The organism is Serratia sp. G204Y (genome assembly GCF_051172435.1).
In the GTDB taxonomy this organism is placed as follows: domain Bacteria; phylum Pseudomonadota; class Gammaproteobacteria; order Enterobacterales; family Enterobacteriaceae; genus Serratia; species Serratia sarumanii.
This window is the reverse complement of record NZ_JBPIZA010000001.1, coordinates 188860-210365: the sequence shown is the minus strand read 5'-3', so window position 1 is coordinate 210365 and position 21506 is coordinate 188860. Positions and strand designations below refer to the sequence as shown.

Below are 21506 nucleotides of genomic sequence, written 5' to 3'. Positions count from 1 at the left end.
TGAAAAATAGCTATTTTCAATAGGATCGCATTCATTGTTATCGCCAAATCGATTTGTTAACATACCGCTATCCACCCTTGCCGCGCCGCCCGTGAAGGCCAACGAATGAAACACCCTCGCGTTACGCTACAGGACATCGCACAATTGGCCGGCGTGACCAAAATGACCGTCAGCCGCTTCCTGCGCACGCCGGAAAAAGTGGCGGCCGACACCGCCGAACGCATTGCGCAGGTCATGCGGGAGCTGAACGTCACAGATACCGATACCACACAGGCCGGCAGAAAACCGCGCATCGGCGTACTGATCCCCTCCTTCAACAACCAGATCTTCGCCGACCTGCTGGCCGGCATCGAATCCGTTACCCAAGCGCGGGGTTACCAAACGCTGGTGGTGAACTACGATTACAGCCCGCAGCGGGAAGAAGAGCAGATCGCACAGCTGTTGAGCTACCCGATCGCCGGGCTGATCCTCACCGACTCTGCGCATACCTTGCGCGCAGAGACCTACCTCGGCGCCGCCAAAATCCCCCTCGCGCAGGTGATGGATCTCGACGCGCCGCCGGGGCGGATTGCGGTGGGGTTTGATAATGAACAGGCGGGGTATGACATGACCGAAGCACTGCTCGCCAGCGGCAAACGGCATATCGTTTACTTTGGCGCCATGTCGGACGCCCGCGACAATAAACGCTATCGGGGGTACTGCCGCGCCATGGCGGCCCAGGGGCAAACACCGCGCCAGATCACGCCGCATCGGGTCTCTTCGGTTTCGATCGGCGCCGACATGCTGGCGATGGCGCGCGAACGCTACCCGCAGTTGGACGGTATCCTGTGCACCAACGACGATCTGGCGGTGGGCGTGTTGCAGGCCTGCCTGCGTCTCGGCGTGCGCGTGCCGCAGGAGATTGCGCTATCGGGTTTTCACGGCCTGGATATTGGCCAGGCGACCACGCCGGGCATCGCCAGCGTGATCACGCCGCGCTTTGACATGGGGAAAACCGCCGCTGAAATGCTGCTGCTGCGGATCGCGGGCGAACCCTGCGCCGAGCGCCACGATCTGCACTACCGCCTCTCACTTGGCGGCACCGTTTGAGCCGGCATTCGGGCTGACCGGCTGTGCGGCACGGGCTTTTTCGCTGCGCGCCGCCCACCACAGCCCGCTGTTTTTCATCGCATAGCCGAATAGCAGGCCCACCAGCAAAGAGAGCGTCACCAGCGGCCAGTCGCCGCCGCCGGCGAAGGTCGCACAGGCGCCGATAAAGGTGCCGGGCACGAACCCCAGCCACTGCTGTTTGGCCTGTATGCACATCAAGAACGCCACGACGCCGGTCAGCAGATACCCCAGCAGCTCCCACTGCGGCGCCAGTTCGCTGCCGTGGATGATCGCCATTGCCCAGAAGACGCCGCTGCAGCAGGTCAACGCGCCGATCAACAGCCCTTTCAGCCCGCCCTGCGGGCAGGCGAAATACGCCGTGCAGCCGAGAAAACCGGCCCAACCGATCAGCCCCAGGCTGACGGCAACCCAGCCCCACACGCCGGAGAGGATCCCGGTAGTAACGGCAATGGCGAAAAGAACGTTCATAAAGTGACCCGCGGCAAAAAGAAAGCGCGCAGTTTACCCGAAAGCCGGTTATTTCATGTGATTAAAATCACAATATAAATGCAATTAAAGAATGATTAATTAAATAAAAGAGACATACATCACAAAATTATTAACGTGGGAACCCTACACGTACCGTCATCCATGCCAACAACAGGCATACCGTGGTGCTGCTCAGGAATAGCAGATGGGTTGCCTGCTGCAGATCGACACGGTCGACCACGATCCCCAGCAAGATCGGCACCCAGTTGGCGATATAAGCGATAACGTAAAACAGTGAAAGCAAACGCGCATGGCTGGCCGGCGGCGAAATCAGGTTTACCAGGGTCGCGCTGCCGACGAAAATGGCGCCGTAAGCATAGCCGGCCACCACCAGGCCCGCAGCCGCCAGCCACAGTGAATGCCATTGGATCGCCGCAGCGAATACCACCGCCGCCAGCACCTGCGCCAGGCAACCGAACAACAGCGAATGACGGGCGTTAAGGCGGCGGCTCAGGATCTGGCTAATACCGGCGATCAACAGATACACCGCAATCGCATAGCCAAAGACGCCCCGCTGGTGCATGCCTAACAGCGTTTCCGCCACGCTGGGGCCAATAGCCAAAATGCTGGCGGCCAGGGCCCAACAGATAAACAGCGCCCCGGCACACACAAAGAATTTACCGCCGGTGGCGCGCAGGCCATCGAGCAGCGTGCTTTTTTCTGTCGCCGTCGGCGCAGCGCGGGTCGGCGCCGCGACCACGCCACGCGGCCACGAGAACATCACGCCCAACGCCGCCACGGCGGCAATGATCATGATGAAAACGAACGGCAGCGTCGTGGGATGAAAACCGGTCTGCAAAGCGATGCCGCTGAAGATCGGGCCCAGCGCCAACCCTGTGGTAAAGGACAACGTGGCGATCAGCGCGGCGTTTTTACCGCCGTCTTGTGGCCCAAAACGCACAAGGGCGATGTTTGCCGCCCCGGTCAATGCCCCGGTGCCCACCCCGGCCAGCAGTCGCGCCATGAGCATCATGACAAAGGTATCCGCCAGCGCAAACAGCAGCGCACCGCTCAACACCACCAGCAATGCCGGCACGATCACGCTGCGCAAATCCTTCACTTTGCCGGCCAGATTGCCGACGCCGAACAAAGAGATCAGTACGCCGGCGGCGTAGGCACCGTAAACAACGGTCAGGCTGACGGAACTCAGCGCAAACTGCTGCTGATACAGCGGATAAAGCGGCGTCGGCGCACTGCTGTTCAGCAATGCCGACATCAAAGCCAGCGCCAGGAACAATAAAATGGTCCTGCGCGACGCCTGAGCATTTTGCGGCGCCGCGATCTGGCTGGCGGTATTTTCTGACATGTTTAAACTCCCAAAGTCGGCAGACGGCGGCCTGCCATCGACATCTTTCTCACCCGGCGGGCCGGGAACGGCGCTTATCATAGCGTTACGGCGACGGGCGAAGTATCGTCAAGAATGAATCACCCTGATGCATTCTTGCATCACCGGAGAAATAACCGCCGATGTGCAGGCCGCTAGCCGTCTTTCTCTCCCCCAGGGCAGAGCAACGCTTTATGATATAACCCGTTATCATTCGTCCGGCCCGGCCTGTTTCCTACGGCGCCGACAAATCTGCAGAGAGGAAATGGCATGATAAATTGGGACGACGCGCGCTTCTTTTTGGCCGTCGCGCGCTGCGGCACGCTACGCAAAGCCGCCAGCCAGCTGCATGTCGATCAGGCGACCGTCGGTCGACGGCTGTCCGCTTTCGAGGATGCGCTCGGCTCCAAGCTGTTTATCCGCACGCCGAAATCCTTCGCCCTCAGCCCGCTGGGGGAGCAAATGCTGGCGGACGTGATGAAGATGGAAAATGCGGTGCAGGCGATCAACCGCAAAGCCGCCAGCGGTGACGAAAGCCTGAGCGGCAACGTGCGCATCGCCACCACCGATACCCTGGCCGAAGCCTTCGTGATGCCGGCGCTGCAAGATCTGCGGGAACGCTACCCCGCCATCACCGTCACGCTGTTGACGGCGGTCAACATCGCCGATATTTCTTACCACGGCGCGGATCTGGCGATCCGTGGCGCCCGCCCCGATGACGATGAGCTGATCATCAAACGCTTAGCCACCATCGAAATGGGTCTGTACGCCAGCCCACACTATCTGGCACGGCGCGGCATGCCGCTCAGGGGCGAGCAGCTGCGCGGCCACGATCTGCTGATGTTCCCGCGCGATCTGGTGCCGCGCCACTGGAACAATTTCTGCGGCGAGGCCCTGCACGAGCCCAACGTGGTGCTGCAATGCAATTCGCAGCTGCTGCTGCGTTCCGCCACCCGCAGCGGGCTGGGCATCGGCCTGCTCTCCGCGTTTTTGGCGGACAAAGACCCGGAGCTGGTGCGCCTGTTGCCGGAGAACAAAGACTGGGTGGGTATCTGGCTGGTGCTGCATCCCGATTTGCAACGCGCCGCCCGCGTGCGCGCGGTGGTGCAGGCGCTGGAAACCTCGTTTAACGTCCATTACGGCTGAGTGCCGTTTCCACATAAAAAAAGGTCGCCGAAGCGACCTTTTTACCGTCTGAAGCGTTATCAGAACGTCGGCTGCGCCATCTGCACCAGCGAAATCAGCGGCTGTGGATAGACCCCCAACAGCAGCACCAGCGCGGCTGAGATCAGCACCACGACGCCACCGGCGGTCAACGCCCAGTTGTTCGGGGTATCGCGCTGCAGCGATTCCGGCGCGCTGAGGAACAGGCTGACGGTCACGCGCAGGTAGTAGTACAGGCCGATGGCGCTGCCTACCACAACCGCGCCGGTCAGCCACCACAGATGCGCGCTGACGCCCATCGCGATCACGAAGAACTTGCCGATAAAGCCCAGCGTCATCGGGATACCGGCCAGCGACAGCATCATCACCGTCATCACCGCGGACAAGATTGGCTTATGCCAGAACAGACCGCGATAAGAGAACAGTGAATCCGCATCCGGGCCGCGGTACGGGCTGGACATCAGGCTGACCACGCCGAAGGCGCCCAGGCTGCTGAACAGGTAACCGGCCAGGTAAACGCCGGCGGTTTCCAGCGACAGCTGGTGGGTTTGCACCGCAATCAGCGCTACCAGCAGGTAGCCCAGGTGAGCGATCGACGAGTAGCCCAGCAGACGCTTGATGTTGGTCTGGCTGATGGCCATCAGGTTACCGAACAAGATAGAGCAGAACGCGATGATCGACAGCACCATGCGCAGCGCTTCGTTGTCGGCGGCCGGGGCATACAGGAACAGACGCATCACGACCGCGAAGATCGCGATCTTGCTGGCGGTCGCCAGGAAGGTCGAGACCGGCGCAGGCGCGCCCTGATACACGTCCGGCGTCCACAGTTGGAACGGCACCAGCGACAGCTTGAAGCCCAGACCGACGATCATCATGCCCATACCGGCCAGGATCAGCGGCTGGTGCATCATGTTTTCCTGCAGGCTCTTGCCGAGGCCGGCCAGCGACAGATCGCCGGATTCGGCATACAGCAGCGCCATGCCGAACAGCAGGAACGACGACGCGGCGGCGGACAGCAGCATGTACTTGATGGCGGCTTCCAGCGGGCGCTTCTGGCGGTAGGCGTAGCCCACCAGGCCGAACAGCGGCAGCGAGATCAGCTCGATACCGATGAACAGCGAAGCCAGATGGTTGGCGCTCGCCAGCAGGATGCCGCCCATGGCGGCGATCAGCACCAGCAGGTAGAACTCTTCGCGGTTATCCGGATAGCCGACCAGCCACGGATAGGCGAAGGTGCAGGTCGCCAGGCTCGCCAGCAGCACCAGCCCGGTGTAGAACATCGAGTAACCGTCAACCCGCAGCAGCGGGGTGACGTCCATTGGGCCTGCCTGGCCGACAAAGTACAGCGAAAGCAGCGCCAGGTTGAGACCGATCACGGTCAGGGTGGCGTTGATAAAGTGGTCGCGTCGCCACGCAATGCCTAGCATCACAACCACCACCGTCAATCCGACGATCAACAGCGGCAGCAGTGCGATCAGTTGTTGAGGAGTTATTGTCATGGCGAATTACGGCCTTGTTGTTGAAATTGCTGAAACTGACGAACCAAACCAGTGTTGCACGTTGCTCATCGCCGCGTTGGAAGTATCCAGAATCGGCTGCGGGTAAACCCCCAGCAGAACCAGCAACACCACCAGCAGCAGAATGATGAACAGTTCGCGCGCGGTCATGCCCTGCAGCGGCTGGTCGGATTTAGGCGCACCGTAGTAAGCGCGCTGCATCATGATCAGCGAGTAAACCGAAGCGAACACCAGACCGAAGGTGGAGATCACGGTGATCACCGGCACCACCTGGTAGCTGCCGAACAGAATCATGAATTCGCCGACAAAGTTACCGGTACCCGGCATCCCCAGCGTAGCCACGGCGAAGAACAGCGACAGCGCAGGGATGAACTTGATACGCCCCCACAGGCCGCCCATCTGACGCATGTCGCGGGTATGCAGGCGCTCATACAGCTGGCCGCAGATGATAAACATACCGGCGGCGGACAGGCCGTGCGCGATCATCTGGATCACCGCGCCCTGATAAGCCAACTGGCTGCCGGTGTAGATGGCGATCAGCACGAAGCCCATGTGCGAGACCGAGGTGTAGGCGATCAGACGCTTGATGTCGGTCTGCGCGAACGCCATCCAGGCGCCGTAGAAGATGCCGATCACGCCCAGCCACATGGCGATTGGCGCAAACTCGTGCGAAGCCTCAGGGAACAGCGGCAGGCTGAAACGCAGCAGGCCGTAGGCCGCGGTTTTCAGCAAGATGCCCGCCAGATCGACGGAACCTGCGGTCGGCGCCTGGCTGTGCGCGTCCGGCAACCAGCCGTGCAGCGGCACCACCGGCATTTTCACCGCGAAAGCGATGAAGAAGCCTAGCATCAACAGATATTGCACGTTGTGGGACATCGGCGTTTGCAGCAGGTCTTCGTAATCGAAGGTCCACACGCCGGTGGCGTTGTAGTGCACGAACACCAGGCCCAGGATCGCAATCAGCATCACCAGACCGCTGGCCTGGGTGTAGATGAAGAACTTGGTCGCCGCGGTGATGCGGGTTTTACCGTCCGACGCCTTGTGGCCCCACAGCGCGATCAGGAAGTACATCGGCACCAACATCATTTCCCAGAAGAAGAAGAACAGGAACATGTCGATGGCGAGGAACACGCCGATAACGCCGCCCAGGATCCACAGCAGGTTGAGGTGGAAGAAGCCCTGATACTTCTGGATTTCACGCCAGGAACAGAGGATCGCCAGCACGCCCAGCAGACCGGTCAACACCACCATCAGCAGCGACAGGCCGTCCAGCGCCAGGTGGATGGAGATGCCGAAGCGCGGGATCCACGGCAGCAGGAATTCGCTCTGCCACTGCGGAATGCCTTTCGGCGTGGTCAAGGTATAGCCGCCCTGCATCCACAGCTGCAGAGAGAGCGCCAACGTCAGCCCCATTGCGATCAGCGCTATCCAGCGCGGCACCTTAGTACCGAAGCGCTCAAGCTGCCAGCACAGCAGACCGCCGATAAAGGGGATAAGAATTAGCCAAGGTAATAGCATGGCGTTTTGTGTCCCTTATACGAATAATTTCAAACTTTGTACGTAGCGCCTGCCCGGCGCTACGCCCGAAAAATGCGTCTGTTTAAATTATTCAATTAAACCAAAATCAACAGAGCCAATACGACCACTGCACCCACACCCATAGACGCTATATACCAACGCACCTGACCGTTCTCGCTCACCGTCAGACCGCGGTTCCCCCAGCGGGAGAAGACGGCCGGCAGGTTCATCAGCGAGTTCAGCGGATCGCGCTGCAGCAGCTTCGCAATGCCCAGGTACGGCTTGACGAACACTTTGTCATACAGCCAGTCGAAGCCCCAGGCATGGAACCACCAGGTCGAGAAGAAACGCCCCGGCGCGCTGTTGGCGATGCTGTTGACCAGGCTGCGTTTGCCCAGCCACAGCGCGGCCGCCAGCAGAATGCCGACGATAGCCACCACGCCGGAGGTGATTTCCAGCGTCAGCACGCTGCCGTGCGCCAGCTCGGTCGTCTCCGGCAGCACGCCCTGCAACGGCGGCACGATCATCGCGCCGACGAAGGTGGACAGCACCAGCAGAACCAGCAGCGGCAGGTGGTGAGTGATGCCTTTACCGGCATGCGCTTTGATTTTCTCTTCGCCGTGGAACACGATGAAAATCATACGGAAGGTGTACAGCGAGGTCATGAATGCGCCGACCAGGCCGGCCACCATCAGGTTGATGTGGCCGTTGGCCATCGCGCCCGCCAGGATCTCGTCCTTACTGAAGAAGCCGGCCGTGACCAGCGGCAACGCAGACAGCGCCGCGCCACCCACCAGGAAGCAGACGTACACCAGCGGGATGCTCTTGCGCAGGCCGCCCATCTTGAAGATGTTTTGCTCGTGGTGGCAAGCCAGGATCACCGAACCGGACGACAGGAACAGCAGCGCCTTGAAGAACGCGTGGGTCATCAGGTGGAAGATCGCCGCGTCCCATGCCTGCACGCCCAGCGCCAGGAACATGTAACCGATCTGGCTCATGGTGGAGTAAGCAAGCACGCGCTTGATGTCGGTCTGCACCAGCGCGGCGAAGCCGGCCAGCAGCAGGGTGACCGCACCGACGATGCCCACCAGGTGCAGCACTTCCGGCGCCATCAGGAACAGGCCGTGCGTACGGGCGATCAGATAGACGCCCGCGGTCACCATGGTCGCCGCGTGGATCAGTGCGGAAACCGGGGTTGGGCCCGCCATCGCGTCCGCCAACCAGGTTTGCAACGGCAGCTGCGCCGATTTACCGACCGCGCCGCCCAGCAGCATCAGGGTCGCCCAGGTGATGGCCGTATCGCCCACCGCCAGTTTCTGCGGCGCCAGGATCATCAGCTCGCGGATGTTCAGCGTGCCCAGCTCGTTGTAGAGGATGAACAGCGCGAACGCCAGGAACACGTCGCCCACGCGGGTCACGATGAAGGCTTTCATCGCCGCCGCGCCGTTGGCCGGATCTTTGTAGTAGAAGCCGATCAACAGGTAGCTGCACAGGCCCACGCCTTCCCAACCCAGATACATCAGCAGCAGGTTGTCCGCCAGCACCAAGACCACCATGCTGGCGATAAACAGGTTGGTGTAAGCGAAGAAGCGCGAGTAGCCCTCTTCACCGCGCATGTACCAGGAGGCGAACATGTGGATGAAGAAGCCGACGCCGGTGACCACCGACAGCATGGTCAGCGACAGGCCGTCCAGCACCAGGGTCACGCCGATATTGAAGTTGCCGACGGCCATCCAGGTCCACAGGCTTTGCTCAAACAGCTGCACGCCGGCGGCTTTCTGGGCGAAGAAATCCATCGCCACATACACCGTGACCAGCGCAGCCAGGCCGATAGAGCCCACGCCGACGGTAGCCGCCGTGTTCTCAGACCAACGACCGCGGGAAAATGCCAACAGCAGGAACCCGATCAGCGGTAGCAGAATTGTTAAATATAATAGGTTCATCCGCGCATCTCACTGACAGTATCAATATTCAGGGTATGACGACGACGGTAGAGCTGCAGCAGCAGCGCCAGGCCGATACTGGCCTCGGCTGCCGCCAGGCTGATCGCCAGGATGTACATCACCTGCCCGTCCGCCTGGCCCCAGTAGCTTCCCGCCACGATAAACGCCAACGCCGCAGCGTTGATCATCACTTCCAGGCTGATCAGCATAAACAGCAGGTTGCGGCGCACCAGCAGCCCGGTCAGCCCGAGCACAAACAGGATAGCCGCCAGGATCAGGCCGTGTTGAAGAGGGATCATGCTTGCTCCTCCGATTTTCTTCTCGCCATTTCGCCACTCGCCGGCGCGTTGCTCAGCACCTCGCCAGGCTTGTGCTCGCGGCCGATATGGAAGGCGACAACCAGACCCGCCAACAGCAGCATTGAAGCCAGCTCAACCGCCAGTACGTAAGGCCCGAACAGGCTGATGCCCACCGCCTTCGCGTCGACCATCTCGCCGCTGATACCCTGGTCGGATACGCTGCGGATCGCGACGATCAATACCACCAGCAGCGCCAGCGACAGCAGGCCAGGCCCGATCCACACCGTCGGCTTCATCCAGTCGCGCTCTTGCTGCTGCACGTTGCCGAGGTTCAGCATCATCACCACGAACACGAACAGCACCATGATGGCGCCCGCATAGACGATGATTTCCAACGCGGCGGCAAAGTAGGCGCCGAGCGAGAAGAAGACTGCCGAGATCGCCAATAACGAGACGATCAGATACAGCAGCGCATGCACAGGGTTGGTATGGGTGATCACGCGAATCGTCGCGGCCACCGCAATCAAACCTGCCAGGTAAAATGCAATTTCCATGCTTGCTGGCTCCTTAGGGCAACAGACCTTTGACGTCGATCGGTTTGGCTTCGTTTTCGGCTTCGCCTTTGGCTTTGCCGTCAATCGCCATACCGGCCATCCGGTAGAAGTTATATTCCGGATATTTACCCGGCCCCGAGATCAACAGATCTTCTTTTTCGTACACCAGATCCTGACGCTTGTACTCACCCAGTTCGAAATCCGGCGTCAGCTGGATAGCGGTAGTCGGGCAAGCCTCTTCGCACAGGCCGCAGAAAATGCAGCGCGAGAAGTTGATGCGGAAGAACTCCGGATACCAACGGCCGTCTTTCTGCTCCGCTTTTTGCAGCGAGATACAGCCGACCGGGCAGGCAACCGCACACAGGTTACAGGCGACGCAGCGCTCTTCGCCGTCCGGATCGCGCGTCAGCACGATGCGGCCGCGGTAGCGCGGCGGCAGGTAAACCGGTTCTTCCGGATACATCTGGGTTTCGCGCTTGGCGAAGGCATGCATGCCAATCATCCAAATGCTGCGCACCTGGGTGCCGAAACCAACCACTAACTCTTTCAATGTCATGGTTTATTCACCCCTTATTGAGCGTTGTACAAAATGACCGCGGCGGTTGCCAGCAGGTTCAGCAGCGTCAGCGGCAGGCACACTTTCCAGCCGAAGGACATCACCTGGTCATAACGCGGACGCGGCAGCGCGGCACGGATCAGGATGAACATCATCATGAAGAAGGCCGTTTTCAACGCGAACCAGATGAATGGCGGCAGGAACGGACCCTGCCAGCCGCCGAAGAACAACGTCACAATCAGGGCGGACACGGTGACGATACCGATGTATTCCCCCACGAAGAACAGACCGAACTTCATGCCGGAATATTCGATGTGGTAACCGTCGGCCAGTTCCTGCTCGGCTTCCGGCTGGTCAAAGGGGTGACGGTGACACACCGCCACGCCGGCGATCGCGAAGGTCACGAAGCCGAAGAACTGCGGAATGACGTTCCAGACGTGCGCCTGGGATTCAACGATGGCCTGCATGTTGAACGAATCCGCCTGCATCACCACGCCCATCAGCGACAGACCGATGAACACTTCGTAGCTCAGAGTTTGCGCGGAGGCGCGCATCGCGCCCAACAGCGAGTATTTGTTGTTGCTCGACCATCCGGCGAACAGCACGGCGTACACCGCCAGGCCGGCCATCATCAGGAAGAACAGAATACCGATGTTGAGATCGGACACCGCCCAGGTCGGGCTGACCGGCACGATGGCAAATGCCAGCAACAGGGAAGTAAAGGCGATCATCGGCGCCAGGGTGAAGATCACCCGGTCGGAGAATCTCGGCACCCAGTCTTCCTTGAAGAACATTTTGATCATGTCGGCGACCAGCTGCAGCGAGCCGCCCCAGCCTACGCGGTTCGGTCCGTAGCGGTTCTGGAACAGGCCGAGCAGGCGGCGTTCGCCGAAGCTCATGAATGCCCCGCACGCCACGACCACCAACAGGATCACGACCGCTTTAAGAATGGCGATCAGAATGTCGATCACCTCAGGGGTAAACCAGCTCATCGTGCCGCCTCCCGCAGATTGTCTACCTTAGCACCCACCAAGATCGGCGGGATCCCTGGCAAGCCGAGCGGCAAACCAACCTGTCCCTGGGTCAGGGTTTCACTCAGACGCACCGGCAGACGCAGGGTCTGGCCCGCACAGCTGAACTCCACCAGGCTGCCCGCGTTGACGCCAAGCGTCGCCGCGTCGGCCGGGTTGACCATCACGTAGGCTTCCGGCATGCGCTGCTGGATCACGTGAGAGCGCTGCGACATTTCGTCGCTGCCGAACAGGTGGTAGTAAGGCGCGACACGCCAGCCGTCGACCGGATTGAACGCGGCAGGCACGCGATCGAAGTAACCGAGGCTGCCCTCCCCCGCTTCGATCAGGCGCACGCCCGGATCGCCATGGCGCAGTTTGCCGCCCACTTCGGCCTGGAACTTGTTCCATGCCTGCGGTGAGTTCCAGCCTGGCGCCCAGGCGAACGGGATCTGCTGACGATCGGCCAACGGGCTGTTGTTCCCTTCCATCGAGAAGGCGAACATGGTGTCTTTATCCTGTGGCTGACGCGGCTCGTGCACGCTGATGTTGGCGCGCATGGCGGTACGGCCGCTGGAGCGGTGCGGCGAACGCGCCAGCTTCTGACCGCGAATGCGGAAAGTCGCGTCCGGCGCGGCGTCGACGATGCCCTGCAGCTGCGGCAACGCGGCAACGCAAGCGGCGATCACGTCATCGAGCTGGGTCCAGTCCACGTGGCGGCTGGTAGTGCAGCGAGTGCATCCAGCGCCAGCTTTCCAGCATCACGGTGAACTGATTCTTCTTGGCGTCGTCGTAGTAAGCCGGATCGTATACCTGGAAGAAGCGCTGCGCGCGGCCTTCCTGGTTGATCAGCGTACCGTCGCTCTCGGCGAAGCTGGCCGAGGAGAGGATCAGGTTGGCTTTGTCCATGATCGCAGTGCGCTGGTGGTCGGCGACGATCAGATTGTTGACCTTGGCCAACGCCGCATCCACCTGCGCCGCCGGCGCATGGCGATAGAGATCGTTTTCCATCACGATGGCGGTGTCGGCTGCGCCGCTCGCCAGCTGTTCCAGCGCCTGATCGAGCGAACCGCCGCCGATCATCGCCAGGCCCATGCTGTTGGCTGCGCCCGCCACGAAGGTGATGCCGACATCGGAACCGCGGCCCTTCAACGCTTTGGCGATGTTGGCCGCCGCTTCGATGATGGCTTCGCTGCCAGCGTTGCTGCCGGTCACGATCAGCGGTTTGCGTGCGCCGGTCAGCGCCTGCACGATGATATCGACTTTCTTGTTCAGGCCTTCAGCCAGATCGTTCACCGCCGGCGCCGCGCTGTCCAGCGCGTGAGCGATGGCGAAGCCGAAGCGCGCCTGCTCGTCCACCGGCGCGCGGTAGTTCCAGGCGGCGATGTCGTCCAGACGGGTGTTGTCGACGTTGGTGGTGAACAGCGGGTACTTGGCGTGCTGACCGATGTTCTGCACCGCCGCGATCTGCCAGTCGGCAACGCGTTGCGCCGCCGCCATCGCGCGGGCTTTGCCCTTGACGGCCTGGCGCACAGACAGCGCGATGCGCGCGCCGGTTTGCGTCAGGTCTTCGCCCAGCACCAGCACCGCGTCGTAATCTTCGATCTCACGCAGCGCCGGCGTATGGACGCCGCCGTTCTTCAGCACGTTCAGCATCAGCGCCAGGCGTGATTGCTCCGCCTGAGCGATACCGGTGTAGTAGTTCTCGGCGCCGACCAGCTCGCGCAGTGCGAAGTTGCTTTCCAGGCTGGCGCGCGGGGAGCCGATGCCGATGGTTTTCTTCGCCTGACGCAGGATGTCCGCCGCGCCCTGCATCGCCTGCTCGGCGTTCAGGGTGATCCAGTCATCGCCGCGCAGCTGCTGCGGTTGACGCGGACGATCTTTCTGGTTGACGTAGCCGTAACCGAAGCGGCCGCGGTCGCACAGGAAGTAGTGGTTCACGCTGCCGTTGTAACGGTTTTCGATACGGCGCAGCTCGCCATAGCGCTCGCCCGGGCTGGTGTTACAGCCGATGCTGCACTGCTGGCAAATGCTCGGCGCGAACTGCATGTCCCATTTACGGTTGTAGCGCTCGGAGTGCGTTTTGTCGGTGAATACGCCGGTCGGGCACACTTCCACCAGGTTGCCGGAGAACTCGCTTTCCAGCGTGCCGCTTTCCGGGCGACCGAAGTAGACGTTGTCGTGCGCGCCGTACACGCCGAAGTCGGTGCCGTCCGCATAGTCTTTGTAGTAACGCACGCAGCGGTAGCAGGCGATGCAGCGGTTCATCTCGTGCGAGATAAACGGCCCCAGCTCCTGGTTGTTGTGGGTGCGCTTGGTGAAGCGGTAGCGGCGGAAGCTGTGGCCGGTCATTACCGTCATATCCTGCAGGTGACAGTTACCGCCTTCTTCACAGACCGGGCAATCGTGCGGGTGGTTGGTCATCAACCACTCGACCACGCTTTCACGGAACTGCTTCGCTTCGCCGTCATCGATGGAGATGAAGGTGCCATCGGATGCCGGGGTCATACAGGACATCACCAAACGGCCGCGCGTATCTTCCGCGTTTTGGTATTGCTTTACCGCACATTGGCGGCAAGCGCCGACGCTTCCCAGCGCCGGATGCCAGCAAAAGTAAGGAATATCAAGGCCGAGGGAGAGACAAGCCTGCAGCAGGTTGTCCGCTCCGTCTACCTCATACTCTTTGCCGTCTACATGAATCGTAGCCATAGTCAGCATGCTTCCAAGTGGCCTGCCTTGCGGCAGGCGTTAATCAAAAATTCTGGCCGTGTTCGGGCGAGTCGGCTTACCAGCGCTGCTTCAGCAGATTGTTCGGCTGAATGCCGCCAATCGCATGGGCGTTGCTGAAGTGCTGCACGGCGATGCCCGCCTCGAACTCTTCACGGAAATATTTAATCGCGCTTTGCAGTGGCTCTACGGCACCTGGCGCGTGGGCGCAGAAGGTTTTGCCCGGGCCGAGGGAACGGCACAGCTGTTCGAGGGTTTCGATATCCCCCGGCTGCCCTTCGCCGTTTTCCAACGCACGCAGGATCTTCACGCTCCACGGCAGGCCGTCGCGGCATGGCGTACACCAGCCGCAGGACTCGCGGGCGAAGAACTCTTCCAGGTTACGCACCAGCGGCACCATGCCGATCTCGTGGTCTACCGCCATCGCCAGCGCGGTGCCGAGACGGCTGCCGGCTTTGCCGATCGCACCGTATTCCATCGGCAGATCGAGGTGATCGGCGGTCAGGAAGTCGGTCCCCGCGCCGCCTGGCTGCCAGGCTTTGAAGCGCAGACCGTCGCGCATGCCGCCGGCGTAGTCTTCCAGGATCTCGCGCGCGGTGGTGCCGAACGGCAGCTCCCAAACGCCCGGATTTTTCACCCGGCCGGAGAAGCCCATCAGCTTGGTGCCTTTGTCCTCACTGCCGGAGATGCCGGTGTACCACTCCACGCCGTTCGCCAAAATGGCCGGTACGTTGCACAGCGTTTCGACGTTGTTGACGCAGGTCGGCTTGCCCCACACGCCGGCGCTGGCCGGGAATGGCGGCTTGGAGCGCGGGTTGGCGCGGCGGCCTTCCAGCGAGTTGATCAGCGCGGTTTCTTCGCCGCAGATGTAACGGCCGGCGCCGGTGTGCACGATCAGCTCGAAATCAAATCCGGTGCCGAGAATGTTTTTGCCCAGATAGCCGGCCTCGGTGGCTTCCGCGATGGCGCGACGCAGGTGCGCCGCCGCTTCGATGTACTCACCGCGCAGGAAGATGTACCCACGGTAGGCTTTCAGCGCGAACGCGGAGATCAGCATGCCTTCCACCAGCAGGTGCGGCAGCTGCTCCATCAGCAGGCGGTCTTTATAGGTGCCCGGCTCCATCTCATCGGCGTTACACAGCAGGTAACGGATGTTCATGGATTCGTCCTTCGGCATCAGGCTCCACTTCAAACCGGTGGAGAAGCCCGCGCCGCCGCGGCCCTTCAGCCCGGAGTCTTTCACCAGGTTGACGATCTCGTCCGGGGCCAGGCCTTTGAGGGCCTTTTCTGCGCCGGCATAGCCGTTTTTGCTGCGGTATTCGTCCAGCCACAGCGGCTGCTTGTCATCACGCAGCCGCCAGGTCAGCGGATGCGTTTCGGGAGTGCGTACAATGTGCTTGGTCATTGATACTGCTCCAGTAGCGTCTCGATATCTTCAGGCTTCAGCTGACTGTGAGTGTCGTCATCAATCATCATGGTCGGCCCTTTATCGCAGTTGCCCAGACAGCAGGTCGGCAGCAGCGTGAAGCGGCCATCAAAGGTGGTTTGACCCGGCTTGATGTTCAGCTTCTTCTCGATAGCGGCCTGAATGCCCTGGTAACCGGTGATGTGACAAACAACGCTGTCACAATAACGGATCACGTGACGTCCTACCGGCTGACGGAAAATCTGGCTGTAGAACGTGGCCACGCCTTCTACGTCGCTGGCGGGGATGCCCAGCACTTCCGCGATGGCGTAAATCGCACCGTCCGGAACCCAGCCGCGCTGCTTCTGCACAATTTTCAGTGCTTCGATGGAAGCGGCGCGCGGATCCTCGTAATGATGCTTTTCGTGCTCGATCGCATCACGTTCTTCCGCACTCAGTACAAATGCATCAACGCCGCTCTGAGGAGCGGCTGCGTTGATGGGCTCGAGCGCATCATTGACTGCGTGATTGTCTTTTTGAGAGTGCATAATTAGCGGTCCACATCTGACATAACAAAATCGATACTACCCAGATAGACGATCAGGTCGGAAACCAGGCTGCCACGGATGACCGATGGGATCTGCTGCAGGTGCGCAAAGCTCGGCGTACGTACCCGGGTGCGGTAGCTCATGGTGCTGCCGTCGCTGGTCAGGTAGTAGCTGTTGATCCCTTTGGTGGCTTCAATCATCTGGAATGATTCGTTGGCTGGCATCACCGGGCCCCAGGAAACCTGCAGGAAGTGGGTGATCAGCGTTTCAATGTGCTGCAGCGTGCGCTCTTTCGGCGGCGGCGTGGTCAGCGGGTGATCGGCCTTGAACGGGCCTTCCGGCATGTTGTTCAGGCACTGTTCGAGGATGCGCAGGCTCTGGCGCAGCTCTTCCACCTTCAGCATCACGCGGGTGTAGCAGTCGCTGGTGCCGTCGCCAACCGGCACTTCGAAGTCGAAGTTCTCGTAGCCGGAGTACGGACGCCATTTACGCACGTCGAACTCGACGCCAGTGGCGCGCAGGCCGGCGCCGGTCACGCCCCACTCCAGCGCTTCTTTGGCGTTGTAAGACGCTACGCCGATGGAACGGCCTTTCAGGATGCTGTTCTTCAGCGCCGCTTTCACGTAGGAGTCCAGACGCTTCGGCATCCAGTCGAGGAATTCACGCAGCAGGCGATCCCAGCCGCGCGGCAGATCGTGCGCGACGCCGCCGATGCGGAACCAGGCCGGGTGCATACGGAAACCGGTGATCGCTTCCACCAGATCGTAGATTTTCTGACGATCGGTAAAGGCGAAGAACACCGGGGTCATCGCGCCGACGTCCTGAATGAAGGTGGAGATGTACAGCAGGTGGCTGTTGATGCGGAACAGCTCGGACAGCATCACGCGGATGGTGTCGACACGCTCCGGCACCTTGATGCCGGCCAGCTTCTCGACCGCCAGCACGTAAGGCATTTCGTTCACGCAGCCGCCGAGGTACTCGATACGGTCGGTGTACGGAATGTAGCTGTGCCAGGATTGGCGCTCGCCCATCTTCTCGGCGCCGCGGTGGTGATAGCCGATATCCGGCACGCAGTCGACGATCTCTTCGCCGTCCAGTTGCAGAATGATGCGGAACGCACCGTGCGCGGACGGGTGGTTCGGGCCGAGGTTGAGGAACATGAAATCTTCGTTCTCGGTGCCGCGCTTCATGCCCCAGTCTTCCGGCTTGAAGGTCAGCGCTTCCATCTCCAGATCTTCTTTCTGCTTGGTCAGCACGAAAGGATCGAATTCGGTGGCGCGCGCCGGGTAGTCCTTGCGCAGCGGGTGCCCTTCCCAGGTCTGCGGCATCATGATGCGCGACAGGTGCGGGTGGCCGTCGAAGGTGATACCGAACATTTCCCAGGTTTCGCGCTCATACCAGTTGGCGTTCGGAAACACCTTGGTCGCCGTCGGCACGTGCAGGTCTTTTTCAGACAGCGCCACCTTCAGCATGATGTCGCGGTTGCGTTCGATGGAAATCAGATGGTAGAAAACGGAGAAATCCGCAGCGGGCAGGCCATCGCGGTGGGTGCGAAGACGTTCGTCCACGCCATGCAGATCGAACAGCATGACATACGGCTTCGGCTGTTTTCTCAGGAACGTCATTACTTCCAGCAACTGGTCAGGTTTAACCCATACCACGGGCATGCCGGTACGGGTGGCCTGAACAGTAAAGGCTTCCGGCCCAAAACGGTTGCGCAGTTCGCCGATCACCGGGTCGTCAAGGTGATCTCGGGTCTGCCAGGCAGGCAAGGCGTCGTGCGTCGTCAAATCTGTCATAATTTTTTTCACCACACTAAAGGGTTATTCGCCGCAAGTTTCACTTTTCGCTGTGTTAACCAATAGCGCACTAAGATGGACGTTAAATGAACGTCTTAAATCTCGTCAGGCGTCCGGAGGTTGGTCACCGCGATGCGCTCGCCGTGTTTACGCTCTCTTTCAGACTGCATATTGGCGCGGTAAACGCCCTGATCGCCGACAACCCACGACAGCGGGCGACGTTCTTTGCCGATGGATTCCTGCAGCAGCATCAGCGCTTGCATGTAGGCTTCCGGACGCGGCGGGCAGCCGGGAATGTACACGTCGACCGGCAGGAACTTGTCCACGCCCTGCACCACGGAATAGATGTCGTACATGCCGCCGGAGTTGGCGCAGGCGCCCATCGAGATCACCCATTTAGGTTCCAGCATCTGCTCGTACAGGCGTTGGATGACCGGGGCCATCTTGGTGAAACAGGTACCGGCCACCACCATCAGGTCAGCCTGACGCGGGGAGGCGCGCAGTACTTCCGCACCGAAACGCGCCACGTCGTGAACGGCGGTAAACGACGTCACCATCTCCACGTAACAGCACGAAAGGCCGAAGTTATACGGCCAAATAGAGTTTTTACGCCCCCAGTTCACCATGTCATGCAGCGCATGTTCGAGTTTACCCATGTAAACCGTGCGGTGGACCTGTTGTTCCAGGGGATCGGCGACGATCTCCTGTTTTTGCAGGGGATAACGGTCGTTCTCACCGTTCGGGTCTATGCGGGTGAGCGTATAGTCCATCTTAATGCCTCGCTGTTACTGCGGATGACTGTTGGTGTTAGTGATCGTGCTCGGTTTGCTGCGGCGTTGGGAACGCGCCGGAGTCCAATCCAACGCGCCGATGCGCACCAGATAAACCAGACCGGCCAATAGCACCAAAATGAAAATGGCGGCTTCGATAAAGCCTACCCAACCGCTCTCGCGAACCGAGACCGACCAGGCATACAGGTATAAGGCTTCAACGTCGAAAATAACGAAGAACATGGCCACCAGGTAGAACTTGGCGGACAAGCGCATGCGCGCCGTGCCGACCGAGTCGATGCCTGATTCAAACGGGGTGTGTTTGGCGCGCGCCCGGGCTCTCCCGCCCAAGAAGAACGCACCCAGCAGCATTAAGCCGCAGAGCCCGATAGCCACGACGAGAAATACGGCGAGCGCCCAGTGATGAGCGATAACTTCAGTGGTTGTTGACATACTCTATGCTTACTCATCAAAAGTGGCGTCGATCGCGCTGCTCTTGTCACCGGCAGTTAGTGCGCCACATCGATTTAAGGGAAGGATAAATAACCACACAAACAAACTGCTTTTACAGCGAGTTAGGCAGCGTTTTTCTGTGGGCTTTTTACTCCTTTCTATAACCTTTTGTCAACTTTGACAAAAGTATCTACACACTAGTTTACATACGTATCATTTGATTAACATTTGATGCGCCAGGGGCTGGCTAAATCGTGTCAGTTAATTTTTGTGTAGAAACAGATAGATATAAACCAACGTGCACATTTCAGTTTTACTATACCATTGTCTCAGGAATTCCCTGTTCTTCCACTCACTACCTAGGGGTATTTTTTTGATCCAGGACACGTTTTCAGCATAAATCCTCAAAAAAAGTGTGGCCCTTTAACAATTTTCCTCAAATTAAGCCGCAAAAACGGCCGCTATAAGCTAACAAAATAACCCTTCTATTACCATGCCTTTAACCCATTCAATCTTATTGCTCAAAAAACACACTCAACGTCTTAAACCCGGCCAAACTCTCTTTTCAGCAACGCTTAAAAGTTAGTAAAACAGCCAACTCATAACAAAATCGTTATTAAACCCCTATAACAGTAAAAACCCCAAAAAAAAGGGTAAAAAAAACCTCCGCCGAAGCGGAGGTTTTCATCAGATATCACGCCACGGCGTTATTCTTCCTCGTCCACCAGGCTGGCGTCATCCTGATCGCCCTGGAGACCGGCCTCTGCGCCGTTGAAGCCATAGCTGTCATTGCCGCCCTGCATGGCGCTGAAGATGGCCATCGCCAGCTCATTGCTGCACTGCGCGTTTTTGCACAGCGCATACTGGGTATCCGGCAGCGGCGGCAAACCTTCCACCGCCCCCAGCACCCGCAGGTCGGGGCTCATCATCTCGATCGGCCGCGCGGTCACGCCCAGGCCGGCCTTACAGGCTGCCCGCACCGCGGACAGCGTGGAGGCAACGTAGGCGATGCGCCACGGGATACCGGCTTCGTCCAGCTGCTTGATCGCCAGCGCGCGGAACGGGCTTGGCTCATCCATCACCACCAGCGGGATCGGTTCGCCGGCCTGATAGTGATAATCGGCGGCGCAGTACCACAGCGTCGGCGATGTGCGCAGCACGATGTGCGGGTGCCCGGCCGGATCGGCCGTGGTCACCGCCAGATCGATCTCGCCCTCTTCCAGCAGATCGACCATCGTCGTGCTGCGCTTTACGCGCACGTCAATGGACAGCTTCGGATAGATGGCGGTCACGCGGTTCAGCAGGAAAGGCAGAATGGTATCGGCGGTGTCGTCTGAAGCGCCGATGGTCAGAACACCTTTAATATTGTTGTACATCAGCGAGGTACAGGCTTCGTCGTTAAAGCGCAGGATCTTCCTGGCATAACCGAGAAGCTGAATACCATGCTCAGTCAGGAGTTTGTTGCGCCCATGGCGGGCAAACAGTTCTTTGCCGACCAGTTGCTCTAATCGCTGCATTTGTTGACTGACGGCTGATTGAGTACGGCATACGGCGACGGCCGCCGCTGCGAAGGTATTCAAATCAGCAACCGCAACAAAGGTTCTTAGCAGATCGAGGTCGAGATTAAGTATCGGACGATTTGCAGTTGTCATAGTGTATTCTTCACTTTTTTAAATTCTAATTTACGAACTACTACCCTGGTGTGTTTCTCAGACGCCGTTGAAAAGGACGGAGCCTGTTATGACAGTACCCCACTCATAAGTGGAGGGCAAAAAAATTACTTATGATTCGTTACCTCTATCGCTTTTTAAAATGCGATCTATCGATGGTGCTTATAGAACGCGGGGGGTTGAATATCGGTGGAAAGGGAAAACCCCCACCGAACCTGAGATTTTACTCATTCATACTGCCTAATTTCCACTCCATTCGTGCTACTGAGAACCCTTATCAACCGGCGTTAAGACTGCATTACAGAGCAAAAAAGATAAATAATTAACGATATCGACTTCGTGTTACTACTCAATGAATTTAATAAATTCAATCAGTAAGATTTTTACTTTAAATAATAATCCTATAACCACATAAACAATGCTTAAGCTAAAATATAAAGTAAAGCTAATGTAAATATGCCATTTTCTTAGTGTGGTGCGCTAACCGACAACCCGCTATCAGACAACTCCGGTATTATCGTTCCTTTACAGTTTATTGAAGCCCATTCTCACTTTCGGCTTATCAGTTCACTGCTGCCGGCCGCGATCGCCGGCACGTCGCTTTTATCGAT

Annotated in this window: 17 protein-coding genes and 1 pseudogene; 2 read left to right on the top strand and 16 right to left on the bottom strand. The window is 59.3% G+C overall.

What is annotated here, in order from left to right; genetic code table 11:
* Positions 1-105 precede the first annotated feature (105 nt).
* Positions 106-1089: a LacI family DNA-binding transcriptional regulator gene (locus tag ACSBQQ_RS01030; RefSeq protein ID WP_060426073.1), complete on the top strand. Its 984-nt coding sequence runs from the start codon at positions 106-108 to the stop codon at positions 1087-1089.
* Here ACSBQQ_RS01030 and ACSBQQ_RS01025 read toward each other — a convergent pair.
* Both ACSBQQ_RS01025 and ACSBQQ_RS01020 read right to left on the bottom strand, forming a co-directional pair.
* Positions 1069-1578 carry a DUF1097 domain-containing protein gene (locus ACSBQQ_RS01025; protein ID WP_039565005.1) on the bottom strand — a complete coding sequence of 170 codons (510 nt, stop codon included), beginning with the start codon at positions 1576-1578 and terminating at the stop codon, positions 1069-1071. The two genes, ACSBQQ_RS01030 and ACSBQQ_RS01025, sit on opposite strands and share 21 nt — an antisense overlap.
* A gap of 130 nt (positions 1579-1708) precedes the next feature.
* Positions 1709-2944 (bottom strand): MFS transporter, encoded by a 1236-nt coding sequence (locus tag ACSBQQ_RS01020; protein WP_033648041.1) that lies wholly within the window; start codon positions 2942-2944, stop codon positions 1709-1711.
* 288 nt (positions 2945-3232) lie between these two features.
* Here ACSBQQ_RS01020 and ACSBQQ_RS01015 point away from each other — a divergent pair, with 288 nt between their 5' ends.
* A complete protein-coding gene (locus ACSBQQ_RS01015) occupies positions 3233-4108 on the top strand; it encodes a LysR family transcriptional regulator (protein ID WP_060427708.1) in 876 nt (291 codons plus the stop codon).
* 59 nt (positions 4109-4167) lie between these two features.
* Here ACSBQQ_RS01015 and nuoN read toward each other — a convergent pair whose 3' ends face one another.
* From nuoN to lrhA, 14 genes and pseudogenes are all read right to left on the bottom strand, one after another.
* Positions 4168-5625, bottom strand: coding sequence for an NADH-quinone oxidoreductase subunit NuoN (gene nuoN, locus ACSBQQ_RS01010; protein ID WP_033635324.1), 1458 nt, complete (start codon positions 5623-5625; stop codon positions 4168-4170).
* 6 nt (positions 5626-5631) lie between these two features.
* A complete protein-coding gene (gene nuoM / locus ACSBQQ_RS01005) occupies positions 5632-7161 on the bottom strand; it encodes an NADH-quinone oxidoreductase subunit M (protein ID WP_025303660.1) in 1530 nt (509 codons plus the stop codon).
* Positions 7162-7256: 95 nt separating this feature from the next.
* Entirely contained in the window at positions 7257-9104 is a 1848-nt protein-coding gene (nuoL, locus tag ACSBQQ_RS01000; RefSeq protein ID WP_015378577.1) for an NADH-quinone oxidoreductase subunit L, read from the bottom strand.
* On the bottom strand, positions 9101-9403 hold the full coding sequence (gene nuoK / locus ACSBQQ_RS00995; protein ID WP_004936014.1) for an NADH-quinone oxidoreductase subunit NuoK: 303 nt from the start codon (positions 9401-9403) through the stop codon (positions 9101-9103). Before nuoK ends, nuoL begins: the two co-directional genes overlap by 4 nt.
* Positions 9400-9957, bottom strand: coding sequence for an NADH-quinone oxidoreductase subunit J (gene nuoJ / locus ACSBQQ_RS00990; RefSeq protein ID WP_019453717.1), 558 nt, complete (start codon positions 9955-9957; stop codon positions 9400-9402). The genes nuoK and nuoJ overlap by 4 nt, the downstream gene beginning before the upstream one ends.
* A 13-nt stretch (positions 9958-9970) precedes the next feature.
* Complete coding sequence (gene nuoI / locus ACSBQQ_RS00985; protein ID WP_025160170.1) at positions 9971-10513, bottom strand: NADH-quinone oxidoreductase subunit NuoI; 543 nt, start codon at positions 10511-10513, stop codon at positions 9971-9973.
* A 14-nt stretch (positions 10514-10527) separates the two neighbouring features.
* Positions 10528-11505 carry an NADH-quinone oxidoreductase subunit NuoH gene (nuoH, locus tag ACSBQQ_RS00980; protein WP_004936022.1) on the bottom strand — a complete coding sequence of 326 codons (978 nt, stop codon included), beginning with the start codon at positions 11503-11505 and terminating at the stop codon, positions 10528-10530.
* Positions 11502-14232 (bottom strand): annotated as a pseudogene (gene nuoG / locus ACSBQQ_RS00975) (NADH-quinone oxidoreductase subunit NuoG). The gene nuoH and the pseudogene nuoG overlap by 4 nt, the downstream one beginning before the upstream one ends.
* Before the next feature lie 76 nt (positions 14233-14308).
* Entirely contained in the window at positions 14309-15655 is a 1347-nt protein-coding gene (gene nuoF / locus ACSBQQ_RS00970) for an NADH-quinone oxidoreductase subunit NuoF (protein WP_033653762.1), read from the bottom strand.
* The gene (gene nuoE / locus ACSBQQ_RS00965; RefSeq protein ID WP_033635327.1) at positions 15652-16203 is read right to left on the bottom strand and encodes an NADH-quinone oxidoreductase subunit NuoE; all 552 of its coding nucleotides are present in this window, start codon (positions 16201-16203) and stop codon (positions 15652-15654) included. Before nuoE ends, nuoF begins: the two co-directional genes overlap by 4 nt.
* 2 nt (positions 16204-16205) lie before the next feature.
* The gene (gene nuoC, locus ACSBQQ_RS00960; RefSeq protein ID WP_004936036.1) at positions 16206-18002 is read right to left on the bottom strand and encodes an NADH-quinone oxidoreductase subunit C/D; all 1797 of its coding nucleotides are present in this window, start codon (positions 18000-18002) and stop codon (positions 16206-16208) included.
* A 95-nt stretch (positions 18003-18097) separates the two neighbouring features.
* A complete protein-coding gene (locus ACSBQQ_RS00955) occupies positions 18098-18772 on the bottom strand; it encodes a NuoB/complex I 20 kDa subunit family protein (protein ID WP_004936039.1) in 675 nt (224 codons plus the stop codon).
* Positions 18773-18787: 15 nt separating this feature from the next.
* Complete coding sequence (nuoA, locus tag ACSBQQ_RS00950; RefSeq protein ID WP_025303663.1) at positions 18788-19225, bottom strand: NADH-quinone oxidoreductase subunit NuoA; 438 nt, start codon at positions 19223-19225, stop codon at positions 18788-18790.
* A 707-nt stretch (positions 19226-19932) separates the two neighbouring features.
* The gene (gene lrhA, locus ACSBQQ_RS00945) at positions 19933-20877 is read right to left on the bottom strand and encodes a transcriptional regulator LrhA (protein WP_033648047.1); all 945 of its coding nucleotides are present in this window, start codon (positions 20875-20877) and stop codon (positions 19933-19935) included.
* Between the last annotated feature and the right edge of the window lie 629 nt (positions 20878-21506).